Raw genomic sequence first — 22,856 nt, 5'->3', positions numbered from 1 at the left:
CTATGTCTGTGTCTGGCGTGACGCTAAGGGCACGCCCGTTCGGGGGCGCAGCCAAGAGGTGAACGAGTGGTGAACCCCCGGAGTCCGCAGGGGTGCCAAGGCAAAGGAGAGGTAAGGCGAACCTAAGTTGGCGGGCATAATTGACCCCGCCCAAGATCCCCGAATCCTGCGGCTAACCTTACGTGTCCGTCCTGGCCAGGGATTGACGGAACCAACTCATGCGAAGGGTTGCGCACATGGGCATTCTCACCCGCCTGCGGAATGCGTTCGGAAAGTCACGCAAGGGGGACGCTGCCGCTGCCCCTTCCGCATCTGCCGCCGAGCCGACCGTGCCGGCGGCCCGGCAGGAGACGGCTCCCGAGCCCACGCCTGCGGCAGCCGAGCCTGACGCTTCTGTCCCCGCACCCGCCGGGGAGTCCCGCACGGGCTCCGGGTCCGGCACGGGCTCCGGGTCCGGCACGGGCTCCGGGTCCCGTTCCGGGAACGAGGCCGAACCGAAGACCGCACCGAAGACCGAGCCCAAGGCGTCCGTGGTGGACGACCTGGTCTCGGCGGCGTTCGACAACGTGACGGTCCCGAAGCAGGCGGCCGCGCCCGCGGCGCCGGCCGACCGGGAGAAGCAGGCGAAGCCTGCGGCCGAGGCCGAGCCCGCGGAGGAGACCGAGGCCGGTCCCGCCGCGAAGGCGCAGACGCGGGCCGAGCCTGCCGCCGAGGCCGCGCCCGCGCCCTCCGAGATCGAGCCCGAGGCGAAGCCCGAACCCGCCGCCGAGGCCGCGCCGGCCGCTGAGCCCGAGACGAAGCCCGAACCCGCCGCCGAGACGGCACCGGCCGCCCAGCCCGAGCCGAAGCCCGAACCCGTCGCCGAGACGGCACCGGCCGCTGAGCCCGAGGCGAAGCCCGAACCCGTCGCCGAGACGGCGCCGGAGCCGGAGATCGAGCCGGAGCCTGCCCCCGCTGAGAAGGCCGAGCCCGTGGTGGCCGAGGCGCAGCCGGTCGCCGCCAAGACAGAGGACGCGGCCGAGGCCGAGCCGGTGGCCGAGCCCGTGGTCGTCGACGTCGAGCCCGAGCTGATCATCCAGCTCGTCCCGGAGCCCGAGACCGAGCCGGAACCCGAGCCGGTCGTCGCCTCCGAGGCCGAGGCCGAGGCCGCCGCCGAGAAGGCGTCCGCGGCGGAGGCCGAGGTCGAAGCCGCCGTCGCCGAGGTGGTGGCGGAGGACGAGCCGGCCGCCGACGCCGAAGCCGACGAGGCCACGCGGAAGCCGTCCGAGGCGAAGGCCGAACCTGCCGCCGAAGCCGAAGCTGCCGCCGTCGCCGTCGCCGAGGTTGCGGCTGAACCCGCTACCGAACCGAGCACCGAAGCCACACCCGAAGTCACCACAGCGGAAGCCACCACCCCTGAGGCCGACGCCCCAGAGGCCGACGCCCCTGAAGGCGACGCCTCCGCGGTCGCCGCCCCCGCGGGCGGCGCCGCCACCGCCCTCGCCGACGTCGAGTCCCGCGCCCCCGGCCTCCTCTCCGCCTACCGCGCCGCCGCCACCGCCCTTGAGAACCAGGGCCTCACCGGCGCCCGCGCCCGGGTCTACCTCGTGCTGGACCGCTCCGCCTCGATGCGCCCGTACTACAAGGACGGCTCCGCGCAGGCCCTCGGCGAGCAGACCCTCGCCCTCGCGGCCCATCTGACGCCGGAGGCGGGCGTCCAGGTCGTCTTCTTCTCCACGGAACTGGACGGCACCGGCGAACTCACGCTCACCGAGCACGAGAACAAGATCGACGAACTCCACGCCGGCCTCGGCCGCATGGGCCGTACGAGCTATCACGCGGCCGTGGAGGAAGTGATCGCCCTGCACGAGAAGTCGGGCACTCCCGCGCAGCCCGGTCTGGTCGTCTTCCAGACGGACGGTGCCCCGGACGCCAAGACGCCGGCCACCCAGGCGCTGACGGCGGCGGCGAAGAGCCACCCCGGTCTCTTCTTCTCCTTCGTCGCGTTCGGCGAGCAGGACAACAAGGCGTTCGACTACCTCCGCAAGCTGAAGTCGGACAACACCGCCTTCTTCCACGCGGGCCCCACGCCCCGCGAGCTCACGGACGCGGAGATCTACGAGGGCGTCCTGGCGAACTGGCGTCCGTAGCCTCCCCGCCCGCCCCTCGAACTGCCTCGACCTCCCTCACCCCGGCCGCCCCTTCTCGTCCCGTAAAACGGGGAGCGGGCGGCCCACCCATGTCGGCTACGATTCCAAGGTTCGTAAGACGGTCGGAGGTCGAGGCGTCACCCGACCCGCCGTCACCCCACGCAGCGACTCGGGAGCAGCCCGCAATGGCTCGACACCTCATCACCAGCGCCCTTCCGTACATCAACGGGATCAAGCACCTGGGCAACATGGTGGGGTCCATGCTCCCGGCGGACGTGTACGCCAGGTACCTCCGCCGGCGCGGCCACGAGGTGCTCTACATCTGCGCGACGGACGAGCACGGCACGCCGGCCGAACTGGCGGCGAAGGAGCGGGGCCTGCCGGTCGCCGAGTTCTGCGCCCAGGCGCACGACGCGCAGAAGGCCGTCTACGACGGCTTCCAGCTGGCGTTCGACTACTTCGGCCGCAGCTCCTCCCCGCAGAACGCGGAGCTGACGCAGCACTTCGCCCGCCGCCTGAACGAGAACGGCTTCATCGAGGAACGCGCCATCCGCCAGGTGTACTCCCCGGCCGACGGCCGCTTCCTGCCGGACCGTTACGTGGAGGGCACGTGCCCCCACTGCGGTTACGACAAGGCGCGCGGCGACCAGTGCGAGAACTGCACGCGCGTCCTGGACCCGACCGACCTGATCAGCCCGCGCTCGGCGATCTCGGGTTCGACGGAGCTCGAGGTCCGCGAGACGAAGCACCTCTTCCTCCTCCAGTCGAAGCTGCAGGGCGAGGTGGAGGCGTGGATCGACGAGGTCGCGGACGAGTGGCCGCAGCTCGCGTCCTCCATCGCCCGCAAGTGGCTGACCGAGGGCCTGCACGACCGCGCGATCACCCGTGACCTGGACTGGGGCGTCCCGGTGCCGGCCGACACCTGGCCGGAGCTGGCGGCGGAGGGCAAGGTCTTCTACGTCTGGTTCGACGCCCCGATCGAGTACATCGGCGCGACGAAGGAGTGGGCGGACGCCGTCCCGGAGGAGAACCGGGACTGGAAGTCGTGGTGGTACGAGCCGGCGGGCGCCTCCGACGTGCGCTACACGGAGTTCATGGCGAAGGACAACGTCCCCTTCCACAGCGTGATGTTCCCGGCCACGGAGATGGGCGTACGGGAGCCGTGGAAGAAGGTCGACCAGCTCAAGGCGTTCAACTGGCTGACGTACTACGGAGGCAAATTCTCCACGTCGCAGAAGCGGGGCGTCTTCACCGACCAGGCCCTGGACATCCTGCCCGCGGACTACTGGCGGTACTTCCTGATCGCCAACGCCCCCGAGTCGGACGACTCGTCGTTCACGTGGGAGCACTTCACGGCGACGGTCAACAAGGATCTGGCCGACACCCTCGGCAACTTCGTCAACCGCGTCCTGTCCTTCTCGAAGAAGCGCTTCGGCGAGGAGGTCCCGGCGGGTTCGGCGGCGGGTGCGCCGGAGGCGAAGCTGGGCGAGGAGATCGCGTCGCTCCTCGCCGAGTACGAGACCCAGATGGAGGCGCTCCAGTTCCGCAAGGCGGCGGCCGCCCTGCGCGCGCTGTGGTCGGCGGGCAACTCCTACCTGGAGGAGAAGGCCCCCTGGCTGGAGATCAAGACGAACCAGGAGGGCGCGGCCCTCACGCTGCGTACGGCGATGAACCTGATCCACCTCTACGCGGTGGTCTCGGAACCCTTCATCCCGGCGTCCTCGGCCGCCATGCGCGCGGCCTTCGCCCTGCCGGACGACACGGCGACCTGGGTGACCCAGGAAGAGGCGAGGTCCCTGACCGCCCTCCCCGCGGGCACCCCCTTCACGGTCCCCCCGGTCCTCTTCGCCAAGATCACGGACGAGGACCTGGAAACGTACAAGGAGCGCTTCGGCGGCGCACCGGAGTAGTCACCGTACGAGTACGCCGATCTTGTCGATGCGGTGTTCGGGGTTGCCCAGGTCGTCGCGCCAGTGGTTCCCTGCCGCGTCGTCCTCGGGGGTGGCGCAGGTGGAGATGGTGATCATGGCCTGGGTGGGCCGCCTGGCGGGGAAGCCGGGTACGGCCGCCCGCTGTTCGGCCAGCGAGCGTTCCGAGCGGAAGGACGTCTCGCGGGTGCCGGTGATCACGTACTCGTGGACCGTGCCGCCCGAGGTGACCCGGACCGGGTCGCCCTCGTCGAGGGACGGAAGATCCCGCAGCGGACCTCCGGCGGAGAGTCTGTGCGCCGTGACCAGGTAGTTGCCCACCTCACCTGGCCCGACACCGCCCCGGCTGCCGTACGGGCTGGCGCCGACGCCACGGTTCTGGATCCGCGTGCCCTCCCGGTCGTCGGTCGTCCCCTCGTACGGGACGACGCGCAGGTCCTCGACCCGGATCGCCGGGATGCTGAGCGAGGCGGCCGCCCGGCTCCCGGGGCCGGTCTCACGGGGCGTCGGCGGGGCCGGGGAGGTGTCCCGGGAGGGCTCGGCGGGGGTGGTCGCCGGCCCCGTCACGGTGGACACCGGTCCCGGGGCACCCGAGGACGCGTCGGCGGCCCCCACGCCTCCGGAGCAGCCGAGAAGCAGTCCGACGGCGGCGCCCGCGAGGACGGCGGAGAGACCCTGCCGGAAGAGGTGGTCGACCGCCGTCATCGGGTCCCTCCCGTGCTGCTTCGCCCGGCCGTGGACCAGGCATGACTCGGTGAACTGCGCCAGTACGCCGCGGTGTCGGGGTCGCCGGACCGCGCAGGGGCTATCAGGGTTCCCAGTATGGCGGCGGCCCGCGGGCCCCGGCCGGCTTCGGGCCGTGGACCGGCGTGCGCGGCTCCCGTTCCCGTTACGGGACCCCGCTCCTGGCCTGGGCACGAATCATCCGTATGGTTTCGCCATGGCAGTTCCCCAGGTCGTCCCGATCGCGTACGAGCCGCGCCACCGCACCGATGCCGTCGGACACTACGCGGAAGGGCAGTTCCTGGGATCGGTCACCTACGCCTTCCCCGAGGACTTCCGCCCCGACGACGGCTGGGAGGAGCACAAACGCCTCTTCACCGTGCTCCACACCTTCGACGCGCAGGGCCGTCACCGTGACTCGGAGATCTGGTGCGCCGGCACCTGGGCCGAGCAGCAACGCGCCCCGCACGGGCCGGACTCGGTGCTCTCCCAGGCCCAGGCCCACCTCGCGAAACTCCTCCGCAGCCTGCCGCGCCGCCGCTACACCGACATCGCGGTCCAGCCCTTCCGGCTCACCCGTGACGGTGTGCTGTTCGGCCTGCTGGCAGGTGAGGACGAGGGAGAGGCGTGGGCCGAGCTCTATCCGGACCGCCTGGGCTTCGGGCCGCCCTGGGACGGCTCGTACGACACCTGAGCACGTCCTCCGGCAGCGGCGGTCCGGGGTCGAGGCCGAGGGCCGCGCGGGCCGTGCGCACGTGGTGCAGGCCCTCGACGGCCGTCCGCGTCACCTGCGCGTACTGGACGGGGGTCCGGGCGGCGGCCAGTTCGCCGCGCGCGGTACGCAGGCATGCGGTGGCGTCCGTCAGGGACCGCTCCGCGTTCCGGTCGCCCCCGGCACCGGAACCGGTTTTCGAGCCGGCCCGTACGTCAGAGGTGGGCAGGCCGCCGCCGCGGCGGAGCCCCCACCGGTCGGCGTCGGCCTCCGCGTCCGGGCCGGACAGGTCCCGCGTCCGGCTCCGGAGGCGACACGCGACCACCGCTCCGGCGATCAGCAGCAGTGCGAGCAGCACGGTCGATGCCATGTTCGCCATGTTCTCCTCCGGTGATCTCGTCCGGCACCGCCGGCGTCCCACGGGGGCCGTCCCCTCCTCACCCTCGTACGTGTCATCCCACTCCCCGGTGCTGTGCGCACTCGACGAGCACCCTGTGAGCCGCCCGGCCACCCACCCTTCTGCCCGGCATCGCGCACGACGAACGGGCCCGGAACCGTCGTGGTTCCGGGCCCGTCGGCCGTGTGCGGGGGCGACGTGGCGTGCGTCGCGGTCCTACTTCGCCGGGTTCACCGGCTTGCGCACGGAGAGGTGCAGCTCACGCAGCCGCGTCTCGTCCAGCTCGGTGGGCGCGCCCATCATCAGGTCCTGCGCGTTGCCGTTCAGCGGGAACGCGATGGTCTCCCGGATGTTCGGCTCGTCGGCGAGGAGCATGACGATGCGGTCGACGCCGGGGGCGATGCCGCCGTGCGGAGGGGCGCCGAAGCGGAACGCGCGCAGCATGCCCGCGAACTGCTCCTCGACCGTGTCGCGGTCGTAGCCCGCGATCTCGAAAGCCTTCAGCATGATCTCCGGCTCGTGGTTCCGGATGGCGCCGGAGGACAGCTCGACGCCGTTGCAGACGATGTCGTACTGCCAGCCCAGGATGTCCAGCGGGTCCTGGGTCTCCAGGGCCTCCAGACCGCCCTGCGGCATCGAGAACGGGTTGTGCGAGAAGTCGATCTTCCCGGTCTCCTCGTCCTTCTCGTACATCGGGAAGTCGACGATCCAGCAGAAGCGGAAGACGCCCTCCTCGAAGTGACCGGCGCGCTTGGCGGCCTCGACGCGCACCGCGCCCATGATCTTGGAGACCTCGTCGAACTCGCCCGCGCCGAAGAACACCGCGTGGCCGGCCGCCAGCGACAAGCGCTTGGTCAGCTCGGCGACGTTGTCCTCGGTGAGGAACTTGGCGATCGGGCCCGTCAGCGAGCCGTCCTCGGCCACCCGCACCCAGGCGAGGCCCTTCGCGCCCTGCGAGACCGCGTAGTCCCCGAGCTGGTCGAAGAACTTCCGGGGCTGCGCGGACACGTCCGGCACCGGCAGCGCCCGTACGTGCTTGCCGGCGAACGCCTTGAACTCCGAGCCCTCGAAGATGTCGGTGATGTCGGCCAGCTCCAGCTGGGCCCGCAGGTCCGGCTTGTCGGAGCCGTACTTCAGCATCGACTCGCGGAACGGGATCCGCGGGAACGGGGAGGTGACGTTGCGGCCGTTGCCGAACTCCTCGAACAGCTCGGTCATGAGCTTCTCGATCGGCTGGAAGACATCCTCCTGCTCGACGAAGGACATCTCCACGTCGAGCTGGTAGAACTCGCCCGGCGACCGGTCGGCGCGCGCGTCCTCGTCGCGGAAGCAGGGCGCGATCTGGAAGTACCGGTCGAAGCCCGAGATCATCAGCAGCTGCTTGAACTGCTGCGGTGCCTGCGGCAGGGCGTAGAAGCGGCCCGGGTTGAGGCGGGACGGGACGACGAAGTCGCGCGCGCCCTCGGGAGAGGTGGCGCTGAGGATCGGGGTCGCCATCTCGTTGAAGCCCAGCGCCGTCATCTTGTGGCGGATCGCCGAGATGACCGACGTGCGCAGCAGGATGTTGCGGTGCATGCGCTCGCGGCGCAGGTCGAGGAAGCGGTACTCCAGGCGCCGCTCCTCGTTCACGCCGTCCTCGGTGTTGATCGTGAAGGGCAGCGGGGCGGCGGCGCCGAGCAGCTCGACCTCGCCGACCTCGACCTCGATCTCGCCGGTCGGCAGCTCCGCGTTCACGTTCTCCGCGCCGCGGGAGACGACCTTGCCGTCGACCCGGACGGTGGACTCCTTGGAGACCTTGTCGAGGGCCTCGTACGCGGGGGTGCCGGGGCGGGCGACGAGCTGCGTGATGCCGTAGTGGTCGCGCAGATCGATGAAGAGGATGCCGCCCAGGTCTCGGCGATTGTGCAGCCAGCCGCTCAGCCGGACGTCGGTGCCGACGTCAGAGGCGCGGAGCTCGCCGCAGGTGTGGGACCTGTACCGATGCATCGTCGTTCATCCAGTCTTCGCGGTCGGGGACATGTTTCACGTGAAACACAGGCAAGGGTACCGGCCGGCCCATGATCGCTGTCCGCAATAGTCGCCGGGCCGGCCCGTGGGACAGTCCTCCGGGCCCGGCACCCACCCCGTCCCACCTGCCTCGGTGGCACCCTTCGTTCACCTGTTCATACAGTGGGTCAATGCGCACAGGTGATCCCCTTCCGTCTGTGGGGGATGTCCTCGCCACACTCGCCACCGGCCTGTGGAGGTGGGACGACGGCGCCGGGAAGGTCACCCTCGACGCCGAGGCCGCCCGGCTCCTGGGCCTGCCCTCGGAACCGACCGTGCTGACGGAGGCGGGCGTACGGGCCCGTTTCCACCCCGTCGACTGGAACGAGGTCAACGGGGTCGTCCAGCTCGCCGCCGCCGAGAGGACGCTCGCCGAGCTGCGGCTGCGGGTCATGGACGACCAGGGCCGCGTGCTCCGTACCGTACGCAGCCGTTCCAAGCCGTCGATCGACCCGCGCACCGGGTCGTACCAGCTGATCGGCACCCTCCAGGAGGTCACCGAGCCGCCGCCGGGCGCCGCGGCGCGGACGCCGGTGACGGGTGACTGGCGGCGCTCGCGCGAGGCGTTCCTGCTGGACGCGGGGCGTGCGCTGGCCGAGGCACGGTCCACGGCGGAGGTGCTGCGGGTCGCGGCCGGCCTGTCGATGCCCGGGTTCTCGCCGGACGGGCTCGCGGTCTTCGGCGCGGAGGCCGACCGGCTCACCGTCATCGGCCACCACGGGCAGCGGCCGGGGGACGAGGACCCGTTCTCCCAGATGCCGCTGGACACGGACTACCCGGCCGCGGAGGTCGTCCGCACCGGCCGTGCCGTCTACCTCTCCTCGCCGGACGACTACCGCGGCCGCTATCCGGCCGCCTGGCCGCTCGCCCAGCACTTCGGCCGCCAGTCCTGGGCGTTCCTGCCGCTCACGGTGGCGGGGCGCACCATGGGCGCCTGGATGGCGGCCTTCACGTATCCGGTCACCTTCACGCCCGACGAACGGTCCGTGCTGACGACGGTGGCGCGGATGCTGGCCCAGGCCCTGTCGCGGGCCGGGGTCACCGAGTCGGAGCGGGAACTCACGGACGGCCTCCAGCGCTCGATGCTGCCCACCCTGGGGCCGAAGATCCCCGGGATGAGCGTCGCGGCCCGGTACGTGCCCACGGGCGGCGGGCTGCAGGTCGGCGGCGACTGGTACGACATGATCCCGCTGCCCGGCGGCACCTCGCGGACGAACCCCGGAGGCGGCCGCTTCGCGCTGGTCATCGGCGATGTCCAGGGCCACGACGTACGTGCCGCGGGCCTGATGGGCCAGCTCCGGATCGCGCTGCGGGCCTACGCCTCCGAGGGGCACCGCCCGGACGCGGTCCTCTCACGCGCCTCGCGTTTCCTGTACGGCATCACGTCCGACGACGAGCTGGCGGACCTGCGCTTCGCGACCTGCCTGTACGTGGAGGTGGACCCGGAGAGCGGCGTGCTGGAGATAGCCAGGGCCGGGCATCCGGACCCGGCCATCCGTATGGCGGACGGGACCGTGCTGAGCCGGTCCACCGCCGGCGGGCTGCCGCTGGGCATCGACCCGGACGCCGACTACCCGACGACGCGGCTCGTGCTGGAGCCCGGCGAGACGATGCTGATGTGCACGGACGGGCTGATCGAGACCGGCGGACACGACCTGGACACCGGCTGGCTGCGGATCCGGCAGATCCTGGAGAGCCACGACGGTGACATGGAGGTACTGGCCGACGCGCTGGTCCAGGGGGTGCACGGACCCTCCTCGCACCATGCGACCGGGCCGCTGGCGGACCGCCGCGAGGACGACATAGCCGTGCTGCTGCTGTGCCGGGCGGGGGAGGGGGGCTGCGATCCCGGCACCGCGGCTCCCACCCGGCCCGCCGCACGGCGCACCATGCTGTCCGTCGCGCAGGCCGAGCCCCAGAAGGTCGCGGTGGCCCGACAGCAGCTCCGGGAGTTCCTGCACGACTGGACCTGCGCCGACCAGGTCGACTCCGCGGTCCTGCTGCTCTCCGAGATGGTCACGAACGTACTCGTCCACACGGACGCGGACGCGCTGCTCGTCGCCGAGGTGACGGGCTCCGCGGGCGCCCGCCGGATACGGATCCAGGTGGCGGACGGCAGCGACGACCTGCCCCACAAGCGGCATCCCGGCGAACTGGCCTCCTCCGGGCGGGGCCTGGTCCTGACGGAACTGCTCGCCGACGCATGGGGCGTGGACCCCCAGGGCGAGGGCAAGAACATCTGGTTCGAGTTCTACGAGGAGGGGGCCGGGTCCGGGCCCGGCGGGGCGGCCGCCTCCGGGTTGCCGGGCGGCGACTCCACGCCCACGGTCTCCGGCGACGCGTGACGGTTCCGCGGTTCCGCGATCACGGCCCTGCGGTTCCGCGGTTTCGCGATCACCCCGCACGACACGTGGGCCCCCGTCCGGGTCGGACGGGGGCCCACGTGTCGTGCGACCGGCTCGGCGGGACCTACAGGCCGCCCTCGGACATCCCGTGGACCGCCGGGACCGTGCCCAGCCGGCCCTTCTGGAAGTCCTCGAACGCCTGCTGGAGTTCGTCGCGGGTGTTCATCACGAACGGGCCGTAGTGGGCCATCGGCTCACGGATCGGCTGCCCGCCCAGGATGACGACCTCCAGGTCCGGGGTGTTCGCGTCCTGCTTCTCGTCCGCGCGGACGGTCAGCGAGGAACCCGCGCCGAACACGGTCGTCTGGCCGGTACGGACCGGCCGGCGCTCAGCGCCGACACTGCCGCGGCCCGCCATCACGTACGCGAGGGCGTTGAAGTCCTCGCGCCACGGCAGGGTGAGCTCGGCGCCGGGTGCCACGGTCGCGTGGACCATGGTGATCGGCGTGTGCGTGATGCCCGGGCCCTCGTGACCGTCCAGCTCACCGGCGATGACCCGCAGGAGCGCGCCGCCGTCGGGGGTGCTGAGCAGCTGGACCGAACCGCCGCGGATGTCCTGGTAGCGCGGCGCCATCATCTTGTCCTTGGCGGGCAGGTTCACCCACAGCTGGAGCCCGTGGAAGAGACCGCCCGACATGACGAGCGACTCCGGCGGGGCCTCGATGTGCAGCAGGCCCGAGCCCGCCGTCATCCACTGGGTGTCGCCGTTGGTGATGGTGCCGCCGCCACCGTTGGAGTCCTGGTGGTCGAAGACGCCGTCGATGATGTAGGTCACGGTCTCGAAGCCGCGGTGGGGGTGCCAGGGGGTGCCCTTCGGCTCGCCCGGCGCGTACTCCACCTCACCCATCTGGTCCATCATGATGAACGGGTCGAGGTGACGGTAGTTGATCCCGGCGAACGCGCGTCGGACCGGGAAGCCCTCTCCCTCGAAGCCGCTCGGTGCCGTGGTCACCGTGAGCACGGGACGTGCCACGGCCTCGGCCGATGCCACCACGCGGGGCAGGGTCAGCGGGTTCTCGACGGTCACTGCAGGCATGTCGGTACCTCCTTGTGCTTCGAGTTTAGTTGAAAGTGGAACTTCCTGCCACCGCAAACACGGGACGCCCGGAGGGAATTCCCTCCGGGCGTTGCGGGGTGGGGTCGGGGTGAGGTTGTCGTGCGGGTGCGGGTCGGCCGTGGCTGGTCGCGCAGTTCCCCGCGCCCCTTGGGGGTGGGGGTTGCGGGGCGTGCGAGTCTGCGGGCGCGTCGTGGCTGAGCGCGCAGTTCCCCGCGCCCCTTCTGGGGGCGCGGGGAACTGCGCGAACGGCCCCCACCGGCCCGCGGTGGTGCACGCGCCCGGCCACACGGCCCAGGCGGGTCCGGCAAGCCCGCCAGGCTTGCCGGACCCGCCTGAAAAGGCTCAGCCGTACATGCGGCGCATGGCGAAGTCCACCATCTGCTCGACCGCCTTCGCGTCGAAGACGATGCGATGCTCCCCCTCCATGTCCAGGACGAAGCCGTAGCCGGTGGGGAGCAGGTCGATCACCTCGGCTCCGGTGATCACGAAGTACTTGGACTCCTTGCCGGCGTACCGGCGCAGCTCCTTGAGCGAGGTGAACATCGGGATCACGGGCTGCTGCGTGTTGTGCAGCGCCAGGAACCCGGGGTTGTCGCCGCGCGGGCAGTAGACCTTGGACGTGGCGAAGACCTGCTGGAAGTCCTCGGGGGTCAGCGACCCCGTGGTGAACGCGCGCACCGCGTCCGCCAGCGAGGGCGGCGACGGCTCGGGATAGAGCGGCGGCTGCTGGCCGTACCCGCCGACCCCGCCGACCCCACCGGGCATCTGCTGCTGCGGCGGCGGCTGGGGCTGCGTGTACTGCTGCTGCCCCGGTCCCACGTTCTGGTCATAGCCGTACATGGGGCAAGCGTACCGAGGGCATGGCGCCCGGGGTCGCCCATGCCGGATTTCCTCGAACAGGTGGCGGACTCGACGACTGGCACCCGAATGTAGACCCTGCTCACACTTGGACAATCAGGGGTTGCTTCTTATTACCGACGGGTAGCATCATCGTAGCTACTGGTTGGTACACGAACCAGACGCGCACCAGACTTCGAACCAGGTACGAGGACTCCTCACCGAGGACCCACCACCTCCCCGATCTTTCAACGGAGCCGTCGCCATGGGGCACTACAAGTCGAATCTCCGCGACATCGAGTTCAACCTCTTCGAGGTGCTCGGGCGCGACAAGCTGTACGGCACCGGCCCGTTCGCGGAGATGGACACCGAGACCGCCAAGAGCATCCTCGACGAGCTGACCCGCCTCTCGGAGAACGAGCTGGCGGAGTCCTTCGCGGACGCCGACCGCACCCCGCCGGTCTTCGACCCGGAGACCAACACGGCGCCCGTGCCGGCGTCCTTCAAGAAGTCCTACAAGGCTTTCATGGACTCCGAGTACTGGCGGCTCGGCCTGCCCGAGGAGATCGGCGGCACCACCGCGCCCCGCTCCCTCATCTGGGCGTACGCGGAGCTGGTGCTCGGCGCGAACCCCGCGGTCTGGATGTACTCCTCGGGCCCCGCGTTCGCGGGCATCCTCTTCGACGAGGGCAACGACGTCCAGAAGCACGTCGCGAAGCTCGCCGTCGACAAGCAGTGGGGCTCCACGATGGTGCTCACCGAGCCGGACGCCGGCTCGGACGTCGGCGCCGGCCGCACGAAGGCGGTCCAGCAGGAGGACGGTTCCTGGCACATCGAGGGCGTGAAGCGGTTCATCACGTCCGGTGAGCACGACATGTCGGAGAACATCCTCCACTACGTGCTCGCCCGCCCCGAGGGCGCGGGACCCGGCACCAAGGGCCTCTCCCTCTTCCTCGTACCGAAGTACGAGTTCGACTTCGAGACCGGCGAACTGGGCGAGCGCAACGGCGTGTACGCGACGAACGTCGAGCACAAGATGGGCCTCAAGGCGTCCAACACCTGCGAGATGACGTTCGGCGACCGCCACCCCGCCAAGGGCTGGCTCGTCGGCGACAAGCACGACGGCATCCGCCAGATGTTCCGGATCATCGAGTTCGCCCGCATGATGGTCGGCACGAAGGCGATCTCCACGCTCTCGACGGGCTACCTGAACGCGCTGGAGTACGCCAAGGAGCGCGTCCAGGGCCCCGACCTCGCGCAGTTCATGGACAAGACCGCGCCCAAGGTCACCATCACGCACCACCCGGACGTGCGCCGCTCGCTGATGACGCAGAAGGCGTACGCGGAGGGCATGCGCGCGCTCGTGCTGCACACCGCCGCGATCCAGGACGAGATCCAGGTCAAGGAGGCCGAGGGCGCGGACGCCTCCACGCTCGAAGCGATGAACGACCTGCTCCTGCCGATCGTGAAGGGCTACGGCTCCGAGAAGGGGTACGAGCAGCTCGCCCAGTCGCTGCAGACCTACGGCGGCTCCGGGTTCCTCCAGGAGTACCCGATCGAGCAGTACATCCGCGACGCCAAGATCGACACGCTGTACGAGGGCACGACCGCGATCCAGGGCCAGGACTTCTTCTTCCGGAAGATCGTCCGCAACCAGGGCGCGGCGCTCAACTCGCTCGCCGAGGACATCAAGAAGTTCCTGGCGCTCGGCACGGGCGGCGAGGAACTGTCCGTGGCCCGTGAGCACCTCGCCAAGGCGGCCGTCGAGCTGGAGGCCATCGTCGGTCTGATGCTGACCGACCTCGCGGCGACCGAGCAGGACGTCAAGAACATCTACAAGGTCGGGCTGAACACCACCCGCCTGCTGATGGCGTCCGGTGACGTCGTCGTCGGCTACCTGCTCCTGAAGGGCGCGGCCGTGGCCGCCGAGAAGCTGGAGACGGCGTCCGCGAAGGACCGCGCGTTCTACACCGGCAAGATCGCGGCGGCCAAGTTCTTCGCCGCCAACGTCCTGCCGGGCGTCACCGGCGCACGCCGGCTGGCCGAAGCCGTGGACCTGGACCTGATGAACCTGGACGAGGCCGCGTTCTGACCCGCGTTGCATTGAGAGACCGGAGCCGAAGACCGGGGCACCCCCGGTCTTCAGCCGGCCCGGGCTGAGGCGCAAGACCGCCACTTTGAAGACCGGGGCACACCCCCGTCTTCAGCCCGCTTGGGCTGAGACGCAAGACCGCCCCTGAAGACCAGAGCGCACCCCCGTCCTCAACCGGCCCGGGCTGAGACGCAAGACCGCCCCTGAAGACCAGAGCGCACCCCCGTCCTCAACCGGCCCGGGCTGAGACGCAGGACCGCCCCTGAAGACCGGGGCGCAGCCCCGTCTTCAGGGGCGCGGGGAACTGCGCGACCAGCCCCCACGCACCCGCGGATCCCCCACCCGCTCACGGACTCGGGACCCGCGGCCGACGCCCCGCGGGCCTCGCAGGCGCCCAAGGCCCCGCGAGGCCCGCACCCCGTCTGTACACACCCCTCACGACGCCCCGTTCCCATCCCCGGAAGCACCCGTGGGTCCGTCGTTAAGGTGAACCCATGCGCACACCGCCCCGCTTCGACCGCGGACACACCGACGACCTGATGTCCTTCCTGGCGGCGAGCCCGTCCCCGTACCACGCGGTGGCGAACGCCGCCGAGCGGCTGGAGAAGGCCGGCTTCCGCCAGGTCACGGAGACCGACGCGTGGGACGGGACCACCGGCGGAAAGTACGTGCTGCGCGGCGGCGCGATCGTGGCCTGGTACGTGCCGGAGGGCGCCGAGCCGCACACCCCCTTCCGTGTCGTCGGGGCGCACACCGACTCCCCCAACCTGCGGGTGAAGCCCCGCCCCGACAGCGGCGGGCACGGCTGGAGACAGGTCGCCGTAGAGGTCTACGGCGGTCCGCTGCTCAACTCCTGGCTGGACCGTGACCTGGGCCTGGCCGGCCGTCTGTCGCTCCGGGACGGCACCACGCGGCTCGTGAACATCGACCGCCCCCTGCTGCGTGTACCGCAGCTCGCCATCCACCTGGACCGTTCCGTCACCGCCGAGGGCCTCAAGCTCGACAAGCAGCGGCACCTGCAGCCCATCTGGGGCCTGGGCGACGACGTACGCGACGGCGACCTGATCCACTTCCTGGAGCGGGAGGCCGGGGTGGCCGAGGGCGAGACCACCGGCTGGGACCTGATGGTCCACTCCATCGAACCGCCCGCCTACCTGGGCCGCGACAAGGAGCTCGTCGCGGGCCCGCGCATGGACAACCTGATGTCCGTGCACGCCGGTACGGCGGCGCTGGCCGCCGTCGCGAACGCCGACGAGCCCCTCCCGTACATCCCGGTCCTCGCGGCGTTCGACCACGAGGAGAACGGTTCGCAGTCCGACACGGGAGCGGACGGCCCGCTGCTCGGCAGCGTGCTGGAACGTTCGGTCCACGCGCGTGGAGGATCGTTCGAGGACCGCGCGCGTGCCTTCGCGGGCACGGTCTGTCTCTCCTCCGACACGGGCCACGCCGTGCACCCGAACTACGCCGAGCGGCACGACCCGACGCACCACCCGCGCGCGGGCCGGGGCCCGATCCTCAAGGTGAACGTCAACAACCGCTACGCGACGGACGGTTCGGGCCGCGCGATCTTCGCCGCGGCCTGCGACAAGGCCGGCGTGCCGTTCCAGACGTTCGTCTCCAACAACTCCATGCCGTGCGGCACGACCATCGGGCCCATCACCGCGGCCCGCCACGGCATCAAGACGGTCGACATCGGCGTGGCCATCCTGTCGATGCACAGCGCCCGCGAACTGTGCGGCGCGGACGACCCGTTCCTGCTGACGAACGCGCTGGTGGCGTTCCTGGAAGGGTAGTTGCGCCGCCCCCGCCCCTGACGCGTCGTCCACTCCCGTACGGGCAGGCCGGATCGGCCGTGGCATGGAGGTGCCGTGCCCGGGTACCCGCACGGCACCCGGGAACCGTACGGTCCCCGGGCCCGGCACGACACCGTGTGCAACAGGAGGCGACACCCATGGGTCTGGGCGGGTGCATCATTCTGATCGCCGTAGGGGCGATCCTCACGTTCGCGACCGACTGGGACATGCAGGGGGTCAACCTCGACCTGGTCGGCGTCATCTTCATGATCGTCGGGCTGATCGGCGTGGCGACCTTCAGCAGCATCGCCAAGCGGCGCAGGGTCGTCGTGCCGCCGCAGCAGACCACGCAGGTGGTCGACGACACGCGCCACCGCAACTCGAGCGGCTACAACGACGGCTACGGCGCCTGACCGGCTCACGTGCCGGGCGTCCGACGTTCGCGCAGACGCCCGACTCGGGCACCCGGGCGCGGTACCGGCACTCGGGCGCCCGGGCTCGGTACCGGCGGCTGTCAGGTGAGCGCGTGACCCGTGGTGACGTCCACGTGGTCCGGAACCTCCTCGTGCCGGTCGCCGACGGTCAGCGTCCCGGTGGGTTCGAAGAGCAGGATCGCGGCTCCTGACGGCGCGGACGGCTTGTGCTCGACACCACGCGGCACCGTGAACACCGAACCCCTGGCGAGGGTGACCGTGCGTTCGCCGGCGGGTTCGCGCAGCCCGATGAGCAGTTCCCCCTCCACGACCAGGAAGAACTCGTCGGTGTGGTCGTGCGTGTGCCAGACGTGCTCGCCCCGCACCTTGGCGATCCGTACGTCGTAGTCGTTGACCGCCGTGACGATACGGGGACTCCACAGCTCGGTGAAGGAGTCGAGGGCGTCGGAGAGGGCGACGGGTCCGCTGACAGCGGGTTCGTTGGTCATGGGCACATCCTGGGACGTGACGGCTCCGCGGACGAGTGCTAGAAATCGCACATGCCGCACGGATCCTCGCACCGCGACTCCCCGCTCCGCAGCTCCCCGCGCCCCCGATCGCCGCACCGCGTGGCCGTGATCGTCGACGAGGGCACCAACCCCTTCGAGGTCGGGGTCGCGACCGAGCTGTTCGGCCTGCCCCGCCCCGAGCTCGGCCTGTCCGAACCGCTGTACGAGCTGACGCTGTGCACGCCCACCCCCGAGGTCCGGATGAACCACGGCTTCTTCACGCTGAGCGGGGTGCCCGGGCTGGACGCGGTGGACGACGCGGACACCCTCGTCGTCCCGGGCCGCCCCGACAACGTCGTGCCACGCGGCGAGGCCGTGCTCGACGCGGTCCGGCGCACCCACGCGCGCGGCGCCCGCGTCGTGAGCCTGTGCACCGGAAGCTTCGCGCTCGCCGAGGCCGGGGTGCTCGACGGACGCCGCGCCACCACGCACTGGCGCTGGGCCGACCTGTTCCGGGAGCTCCATCCGGACGTCCTGCTGGAGCCGGACGTCCTCTTCGTGGACGAGGGCGACGTGCTGACCGCGGCCGGGAGCGCGGCCGCCCTCGACCTCGGGCTGCACATCGTGCGGCATGACCACGGCGCCGAGATCGCGAACGCCGTGTCCCGGCGGCTCGTCTTCGCCGCCCACCGGGACGGCGGACAGCGGCAGTTCGTCGAACGGCCGGTGCCCGACGTACCGGACGAGTCGCTCGCACCGCTGCTCACCTGGGCCGGGGAGCGGATCGGCGACCCCCTGACGGTCGCCGACCTCGCCACGCGCGCGGCGGTCAGCCCCGCCACGCTGCACCGCCGCTTCCGCGCCCAGCTCGGTACGACCCCGCTGGCATGGCTGACCGGCGAGCGGGTGGCGCTGGCCTGCCGGCTCATCGAGCGCGGCGAGGAACGGCTCGACATCGTGGCGCGGCACAGCGGCCTCGGCACCGCCGCCAACCTGCGGGCGCGGCTGCGGCGCGAGACCGGACTCAGCCCGTCGGCCTACCGGCGGCGTTTCGGGCCCGCCACCGGGGAAGCGCTGAAGGCATGAGATTCCTCGTACGCGACCGGCTCATGGGTATCGGTGACGACTACTGGATCGAGGACGAGCGGGGCCGCAAGGCGTTCCTCGTCGACGGCAAGGCGATGCGGCTGCGGGACACCTTCGAGCTGAAGGACCCGCAGGGGCGCGTGCTGATCGACATCCACAAGAAGATGCTCGCGCTGCGGGACACGATGGTCGTCGAGCGGGGCGGCGAGCCGCTGGCGACCATCCGCAGGAAACGTCTCTCGCTGCTGCGCAACCACTACCGCGTCGCGCTCGCCGACGGCACCGAACTCGACGTCAGCGGCAAGATCCTCGACCGGGAGTTCGTCGTCGAGTACGACGGACAGCCGCTGGCACGTGTCTCGCGGCGATGGCTGCGGCTGCGGGAGACCTACGGTGTCGAGATCGAACGGGAGGACGCGGACGCGGCGCTGCTGATCGCGGTGACGGTGTGCGTCATCCACCTGTCGGAGAGGGAGCACGACTCCGACTGACCCGCGGTCCTCATCACCGGACGGGCTGGACCCTTCCAGCCCGTCCAGCGGGCGGTGGGCGGTGGGCGGTGGGCGGTGGGGGCGAACAAAAACGCCACGGCACCGCCGTCCCTTACCGCCGAGGCGCCGCGACCCCCAGCAAGCGGTCCTTGAGCGCCGGAAACTGCTCCCGCGTGACCCCCACCTTCGAGGCATCGAACTCCACGGTGAGGACCTCCTCCCCGGCCCCCGCCTCCGCGAGGACCTCCCCCCACGGATCCACCACGATCGAGTGACCGGCCTGCGGCACCCCCGCATGCCCCCCGCCCGTCCCGCAGGCCAGCACATACGCCTGGTTCTCGACGGCCCGCGCCTGCGCCAGCAGCGTCCAGTGCGACCGGCGCCGCTCGGGCCACCCCGCGGAGACGACGAGCGTCTCGGCCCCGGCGTCGACGAGCCCGCGGAAGAGTTCGGGGAAGCGGAGGTCGTAGCAGGTGGCGAGCCCGAGCGTGGTCCCGGGCAGACGCACGGTCACCAGCTCGGAGCCCGCCCCCATCAGCACGGCCTCACCCTTGTCGAAGCCGAACCGGTGGATCTTCCGGTACGAGGCGACGAGGTCACCGGTGGGGGAGAACACGAGGGAGGTGTTGTAGAGCGAGTCCGCAGCCCCACCGGCCCCATCGTCGGCAGCCCCAGCGGCCCCACCGCCGGACGCGCCGCCCACCCCGCCGCCGGAGGCAACCCGCTCCGGAATCGAACCCGCGTGCAACCACACCCCCGCGTCGCGTGCCGCCTCGGCCATCACCTCGTACGTGGGGCCCTCCAGCGGCTCGGCCTCGGTGCCGAACGCCTCGTAGGCGAAGGCGCCGGTCGTCCACAGTTCGGGCAGAATCACCAGGTCGGACCCGGTCTGCTGCCGTACCAGCGAGGCGACGCGCCGCCTGCGGGCACCGACCGATTCGGCCTCGTCCACGTCGATCTGGAGGAGAGAGGCGCGCACACTACCACCGTCCTGGCATTCGAGGCTTTGATACGGGCCTACGATCGTCACACGAAAGCACTGCCGGGGTGCCTCACAGCAGCGTAACTTAGCGTCCCAAGACACCCGCTGCCTGTGCACTGCCCGCGCCCAACCGCCCGAGGGGTCCCGTTTCCGTGAGTCTGCATCCCAGCCTTCAGTCCTACGCCGACGCCTGGACTCATTCGATCGACGCGATATCCGACCTGGTGTCGCCGCTGGTCGAGGGGGAATGGAACCGGCGGACTCCATGCCCGGGCTGGTCGGTACGCGACATCGTCTCCCATGTGATCGGCCTCGACTGCGAGGCGCTGGGCGACCCCAGGCCGATCCACACGCTCCCCCGCGACCTGTACCACGTGACGAACGAACACCAGCGGTACATGGAGATGCAGGTCGACGTCCGCCGCCACCACACCGCTCCGGAGATGACCTCCGAGCTGGAGTACACGGTCATCCGCCGCAACCGCCAGCTCCGCAACGAGTCGCGTCTGCCCGACGCGATGGTGCGTGGCCCGCTCGGTACGGAGGTCACCCTAGAGGAGTCCATGCGCAACCGGGCGTTCGACCTGTGGGTGCACGAGCAGGACCTGCGCACCGCCCTCGGCCGGCCGGGCAACCTCGACTCCCCGGGCGCCCACATCACCCGCGACGTCCTGCTGAGCAGGCTCCCCAAGGTGGTCGCCAAGGACGCGGGCGCTCCGGCGAACTCGGCGGTCGTCTTCGACGTCCACGGCCCGGTCGAGTTCCTGCGCACGGTCCGCGTCGACGCCGACGGTGTCGGTTCGATAGACGGCGCCCCGTCCCTCGGCCCGGCCGCCACCCTCGCCCTGGACTGGGAGACCTATTTCCGCCTGGCCTGCGGCCGGGTGACCCCCGAGGCCGTGTCGGACCGGATCAAGACCGAGGGCGACCCGGACCTGACAGCGGCGATCCTCCGCAACTTCACGGTCACGCCGTAGCCCCGCCTGCTTCAGCTGCCCGGCGTCCTGCGTCCTGTCATGTCGGCCCGTCCGGCGTTCGAGGACCGTGGGTTCGGGGCGGCGCCCCCGAGGAACGGAGCCCCCGAGAAACGGACCCGGGCAGGGGCCGGGAGCGGCCCCCGGCGTCACCCCACACCTACGCCGGTACGTGCACCGTCTCCACCCGGCTGGCGACCGACCGCTCCCGTTCCCGCCGGGCGGCCGACCTCCGCAGCAGCAGGATCTGGCTGAGCCCGAGCGCCTGCAGGACGAACACCGCCGAGAACGCCACGGTGTAACTCCCCCCGGTGGCGTCCAGCAGCACCCCCACCGCGAACAACGTCGTCATCGACGCGACGAACCCGCCCATGTTGGTGATGCCGGAGGCGGTCCCCTGCCGCTCGGGCGGATTCGCGGGCCGCGCGAAGTCGAAGCCGATCATCGACGCGGGCCCGCACGCACCCAGCACCGCGCACAGCACGACCAGCAGCCACATCGGCGCGTGGTCGGCGGGCCAGGCGAGCGTGGCGGCCCACACGACGGCCGTCGACAGGACCGTGCCGAGCGCCAGCGGCAGCCGCGCCGCGTGGTGCCGGGCGACGATCTGCCCGTACACCAGGCCGATGAGCATGTTGGACAGCACGACGAGGGTGAGGAGTTCACCGGCCGTCGCCCGTGACAGGCCCTGCGCCTCGACGAGGAACGGCAGCCCCCACAGCAGCAGGAACACCATCGCCGGGAACTGGGTCGTGAAGTGCACCCACAGCCCGAGCCGGGTCCCGGGCTCCCGCCAGGACGCCGCTATCTGCCGGCGCACGTACGCGGCTCCCCGGTGCGGGAACGGCTCCGGCTCGTGTCCCTCGGGGTGGTCCTTGAGGAACACCAGCACCAGGACGAGGACGACGACACCGGCGACCGAGCTGCCGGCGAACGCCGCGGTCCAGCCGACACCGTGCAGCAGCCGGGCCAGCACGAGCGTCGAGACGAGGTTGCCCGCCATGCCCACGAGGCCGGCGAGCTGCGCGACCATCGGCCCGCGCCGGGCCGGGAACCAGCGCGAGCCGAGGCGCAGCACGCTGATGAACGTCATCGCGTCACCGCACCCGAGCAGCGCGCGCGAGGCCAGCGCCGTTCCGTACGTCGGTGAGAACGCGAAGCCCAGCTGCCCGATCGTGAACAGGACGACGCCGAGGGTCAGCACCTTCTTGGTGCCCAGCCGGTCGACCATCAGCCCGACCGGTATCTGCATGCCCGCGTAGACGAGGAGCTGGAGGATCGAGAAGGTCGACAGCGCGGAGGCGTTGACGTGGAAGCGGTCGGCGGCGTCGAGCCCCGCCACCCCCAGCGACGTGCGGAAGATGACCGCGACGAAGTAGACGGAGACACCGACGGACCAGACCGTGACGGCTCTGCGACCGCCCGGCGGGTCGCCCGGGAGGGCCGGCGAGGACGACGAAGAGGACGAGGACGACGAACTCAACGGACGTCTCCCCGCGCCAGGTTGGAGAACCAGCTGACGTGGCGGTGGACCAGGCCGACCGCCGCCTCGGCGTCGCCGGCACGCAGCGCGTCGAGGATCTCCTGGTGCTCGGTGAGCGTCTTGGTGATCCGGTCCGGGTGGGCGTGCATCACGGCGACGCCCATCCGCAACTGGCGGTCGCGCAGCTGGTCGTAGAGGCGGGAGAGGATCTCGTTGCCCCCGCTGCGGACGATCTCGGCGTGGAAGCAGCGGTCGGTGACGGCGGCTCCGGAGAGGTCACCGGCGGCGGCCTGTTCCTGCTGTTTCGCGAGAAGTTCGGTCAGGCGCCCGATCAGCGCGGGCGAGGCCGGTACCGCCTTGCGGACGGCGTGCTCCTCGACGAGCTGCCGGGTCTCCACCACGTCCGCGATCTCCTGCGCGGAGACGGGCAGTACGAGGGCGCCCTTCTTCGGGTAGAGCCGGATCAGGCCCTCGACCTCCAGCTTGAGCAGGGCCTCGCGCACCGGTGTCCGCGAGACGCCGACGGCCTCGGCCAGCTCGCCCTCGGTGAGCAGCGTCCCGCCCTCGTAACGCCGGTCCAGCACGGCCCGCTTGACGTGCGCGTAGACACGCTCGGCGGCCGGGGGCCGCTTCATGGTCCGTTGTTCGGTCTGCCGGTCGGGCGCGGGGGCGGCGGGGGACGGTGCTGAAGGCATGCGCACAGCATAGATACAACAGGTACGCATGGTCATGAGCGGTCCAGGATATGGACGAGGTAAAAAAGGGCACCCCAGTTCCATAACCGCACATCTATTTGTGC

The 22,856-nt window shown here is 71.1% G+C and carries 18 protein-coding genes; 10 read left to right on the top strand and 8 right to left on the bottom strand.

All coding sequences use genetic code 11. The annotated features are described in order from the left end of the window. The first annotated feature begins 236 nt into the window (after window positions 1-236). Together ACFYXC_RS17210 and metG are read left to right on the top strand one after the other, a co-directional pair. Window positions 237-2,129: a VWA domain-containing protein gene (locus ACFYXC_RS17210; RefSeq protein WP_389552196.1), complete on the top strand. Its 1,893-nt coding sequence runs from the start codon at window positions 237-239 to the stop codon at window positions 2,127-2,129. A gap of 185 nt (window positions 2,130-2,314) precedes the next feature. After that, entirely contained in the window at window positions 2,315-4,039 is a 1,725-nt protein-coding gene (gene metG, locus ACFYXC_RS17205; RefSeq protein ID WP_389552193.1) for a methionine--tRNA ligase, read from the top strand. Here metG and ACFYXC_RS17200 read toward each other — a convergent pair whose 3' ends face one another. Then, the gene (locus ACFYXC_RS17200) at window positions 4,040-4,762 is read right to left on the bottom strand and encodes a class E sortase (protein ID WP_389552190.1); all 723 of its coding nucleotides are present in this window, start codon (window positions 4,760-4,762) and stop codon (window positions 4,040-4,042) included. Between the two features lie 235 nt (window positions 4,763-4,997). Between ACFYXC_RS17200 and ACFYXC_RS17195 the strand changes: the two genes are divergently transcribed. Then, window positions 4,998-5,474 carry a hypothetical protein gene (locus ACFYXC_RS17195; protein ID WP_388917631.1) on the top strand — a complete coding sequence of 159 codons (477 nt, stop codon included), beginning with the start codon at window positions 4,998-5,000 and terminating at the stop codon, window positions 5,472-5,474. 631 nt (window positions 5,475-6,105) lie between these two features. Here ACFYXC_RS17195 and aspS read toward each other — a convergent pair. Next, complete coding sequence (gene aspS / locus ACFYXC_RS17190; protein WP_389552185.1) at window positions 6,106-7,875, bottom strand: aspartate--tRNA ligase; 1,770 nt, start codon at window positions 7,873-7,875, stop codon at window positions 6,106-6,108. Window positions 7,876-8,066: 191 nt separating this feature from the next. On the opposite strand from aspS, the gene ACFYXC_RS17185 reads away from it, so the two are divergent. After that, window positions 8,067-10,280 (top strand): SpoIIE family protein phosphatase, encoded by a 2,214-nt coding sequence (locus ACFYXC_RS17185; protein ID WP_389552182.1) that lies wholly within the window; start codon window positions 8,067-8,069, stop codon window positions 10,278-10,280. Between the two features lie 124 nt (window positions 10,281-10,404). On the opposite strand, the gene ACFYXC_RS17180 is transcribed toward ACFYXC_RS17185, so the two are convergent. Together ACFYXC_RS17180 and ACFYXC_RS17175 are read right to left on the bottom strand one after the other, a co-directional pair. Next, window positions 10,405-11,376, bottom strand: a complete 972-nt coding sequence (locus ACFYXC_RS17180; protein WP_388917622.1) for a pirin family protein — start codon at window positions 11,374-11,376, stop codon at window positions 10,405-10,407. 363 nt (window positions 11,377-11,739) lie between these two features. Then, entirely contained in the window at window positions 11,740-12,237 is a 498-nt protein-coding gene (locus ACFYXC_RS17175) for an SseB family protein (protein ID WP_389552179.1), read from the bottom strand. Window positions 12,238-12,499: 262 nt separating this feature from the next. On the opposite strand from ACFYXC_RS17175, the gene ACFYXC_RS17170 reads away from it, so the two are divergent. The 3 genes from ACFYXC_RS17170 to ACFYXC_RS17160 all read left to right on the top strand — a co-directional run bounded on the left by ACFYXC_RS17170 (window position 12,500) and on the right by ACFYXC_RS17160 (window position 16,532). Beyond that, entirely contained in the window at window positions 12,500-14,326 is a 1,827-nt protein-coding gene (locus tag ACFYXC_RS17170) for an acyl-CoA dehydrogenase (RefSeq protein WP_389552176.1), read from the top strand. Between the two features lie 494 nt (window positions 14,327-14,820). Beyond that, on the top strand, window positions 14,821-16,119 hold the full coding sequence (locus ACFYXC_RS17165) for a M18 family aminopeptidase (protein ID WP_389552174.1): 1,299 nt from the start codon (window positions 14,821-14,823) through the stop codon (window positions 16,117-16,119). A 158-nt stretch (window positions 16,120-16,277) separates the two neighbouring features. Beyond that, on the top strand, window positions 16,278-16,532 hold the full coding sequence (locus tag ACFYXC_RS17160; RefSeq protein WP_388917610.1) for a DUF6458 family protein: 255 nt from the start codon (window positions 16,278-16,280) through the stop codon (window positions 16,530-16,532). Between the two features lie 101 nt (window positions 16,533-16,633). On the opposite strand, the gene ACFYXC_RS17155 is transcribed toward ACFYXC_RS17160, so the two are convergent. Continuing rightward, window positions 16,634-17,041, bottom strand: coding sequence for a cupin domain-containing protein (locus ACFYXC_RS17155; RefSeq protein WP_389552171.1), 408 nt, complete (start codon window positions 17,039-17,041; stop codon window positions 16,634-16,636). A gap of 51 nt (window positions 17,042-17,092) precedes the next feature. On the opposite strand from ACFYXC_RS17155, the gene ACFYXC_RS17150 reads away from it, so the two are divergent. Further along, window positions 17,093-18,127, top strand: a complete 1,035-nt coding sequence (locus ACFYXC_RS17150) for a helix-turn-helix domain-containing protein (RefSeq protein ID WP_389552168.1) — start codon at window positions 17,093-17,095, stop codon at window positions 18,125-18,127. Then, window positions 18,124-18,618: an LURP-one-related/scramblase family protein gene (locus ACFYXC_RS17145; RefSeq protein WP_389552165.1), complete on the top strand. Its 495-nt coding sequence runs from the start codon at window positions 18,124-18,126 to the stop codon at window positions 18,616-18,618. Before ACFYXC_RS17150 ends, ACFYXC_RS17145 begins: the two co-directional genes overlap by 4 nt. Window positions 18,619-18,730: 112 nt before the next feature. Here ACFYXC_RS17145 and ACFYXC_RS17140 read toward each other — a convergent pair whose 3' ends face one another. Next, on the bottom strand, window positions 18,731-19,597 hold the full coding sequence (locus tag ACFYXC_RS17140) for a carbon-nitrogen family hydrolase (RefSeq protein WP_389552162.1): 867 nt from the start codon (window positions 19,595-19,597) through the stop codon (window positions 18,731-18,733). 155 nt (window positions 19,598-19,752) lie between these two features. On the opposite strand from ACFYXC_RS17140, the gene ACFYXC_RS17135 reads away from it, so the two are divergent. Further along, complete coding sequence (locus ACFYXC_RS17135) at window positions 19,753-20,577, top strand: maleylpyruvate isomerase family mycothiol-dependent enzyme (protein ID WP_388917595.1); 825 nt, start codon at window positions 19,753-19,755, stop codon at window positions 20,575-20,577. A gap of 157 nt (window positions 20,578-20,734) precedes the next feature. On the opposite strand, the gene ACFYXC_RS17130 is transcribed toward ACFYXC_RS17135, so the two are convergent. Continuing rightward, entirely contained in the window at window positions 20,735-22,057 is a 1,323-nt protein-coding gene (locus ACFYXC_RS17130) for a nitrate/nitrite transporter (RefSeq protein ID WP_389552158.1), read from the bottom strand. Continuing rightward, window positions 22,054-22,752, bottom strand: a complete 699-nt coding sequence (locus ACFYXC_RS17125) for a GntR family transcriptional regulator (RefSeq protein ID WP_388917589.1) — start codon at window positions 22,750-22,752, stop codon at window positions 22,054-22,056. The genes ACFYXC_RS17130 and ACFYXC_RS17125 overlap by 4 nt, the downstream gene beginning before the upstream one ends. Window positions 22,753-22,856 lie beyond the last annotated feature (104 nt).

Origin of the sequence: Streptomyces sp. NPDC002701, assembly GCF_042889045.1 — a bacterium.
Taxonomy (GTDB): Bacteria; Actinomycetota; Actinomycetes; order Streptomycetales; family Streptomycetaceae; genus Streptomyces.
The sequence above is the reverse complement of the archived record's forward strand: the minus strand, read 5'-3'. Positions and strand labels throughout refer to the sequence as shown.

Coding starts and splice junctions, on each gene's coding strand:
- ACFYXC_RS17170 (WP_389552176.1), top strand. CDS start 12,500: ATGGGGCACTACAAGTCGAATCTCCGCGACATCGAGTTCAACCTCTTC.
- ACFYXC_RS17195 (WP_388917631.1), top strand. CDS start 4,998: ATGGCAGTTCCCCAGGTCGTCCCGATCGCGTACGAGCCGCGCCACCGC.
- ACFYXC_RS17125 (WP_388917589.1), bottom strand. CDS start 22,752: ATGCCTTCAGCACCGTCCCCCGCCGCCCCCGCGCCCGACCGGCAGACC.
- ACFYXC_RS17180 (WP_388917622.1), bottom strand. CDS start 11,376: ATGCCTGCAGTGACCGTCGAGAACCCGCTGACCCTGCCCCGCGTGGTG.
- aspS (WP_389552185.1), bottom strand. CDS start 7,875: ATGCATCGGTACAGGTCCCACACCTGCGGCGAGCTCCGCGCCTCTGAC.
- ACFYXC_RS17165 (WP_389552174.1), top strand. CDS start 14,821: ATGCGCACACCGCCCCGCTTCGACCGCGGACACACCGACGACCTGATG.
- ACFYXC_RS17155 (WP_389552171.1), bottom strand. CDS start 17,041: ATGACCAACGAACCCGCTGTCAGCGGACCCGTCGCCCTCTCCGACGCC.
- ACFYXC_RS17150 (WP_389552168.1), top strand. CDS start 17,093: ATGCCGCACGGATCCTCGCACCGCGACTCCCCGCTCCGCAGCTCCCCG.
- ACFYXC_RS17175 (WP_389552179.1), bottom strand. CDS start 12,237: ATGTACGGCTATGACCAGAACGTGGGACCGGGGCAGCAGCAGTACACG.
- ACFYXC_RS17185 (WP_389552182.1), top strand. CDS start 8,067: ATGCGCACAGGTGATCCCCTTCCGTCTGTGGGGGATGTCCTCGCCACA.
- ACFYXC_RS17145 (WP_389552165.1), top strand. CDS start 18,124: ATGAGATTCCTCGTACGCGACCGGCTCATGGGTATCGGTGACGACTAC.
- ACFYXC_RS17200 (WP_389552190.1), bottom strand. CDS start 4,762: ATGACGGCGGTCGACCACCTCTTCCGGCAGGGTCTCTCCGCCGTCCTC.
- metG (WP_389552193.1), top strand. CDS start 2,315: ATGGCTCGACACCTCATCACCAGCGCCCTTCCGTACATCAACGGGATC.
- ACFYXC_RS17210 (WP_389552196.1), top strand. CDS start 237: ATGGGCATTCTCACCCGCCTGCGGAATGCGTTCGGAAAGTCACGCAAG.
- ACFYXC_RS17160 (WP_388917610.1), top strand. CDS start 16,278: ATGGGTCTGGGCGGGTGCATCATTCTGATCGCCGTAGGGGCGATCCTC.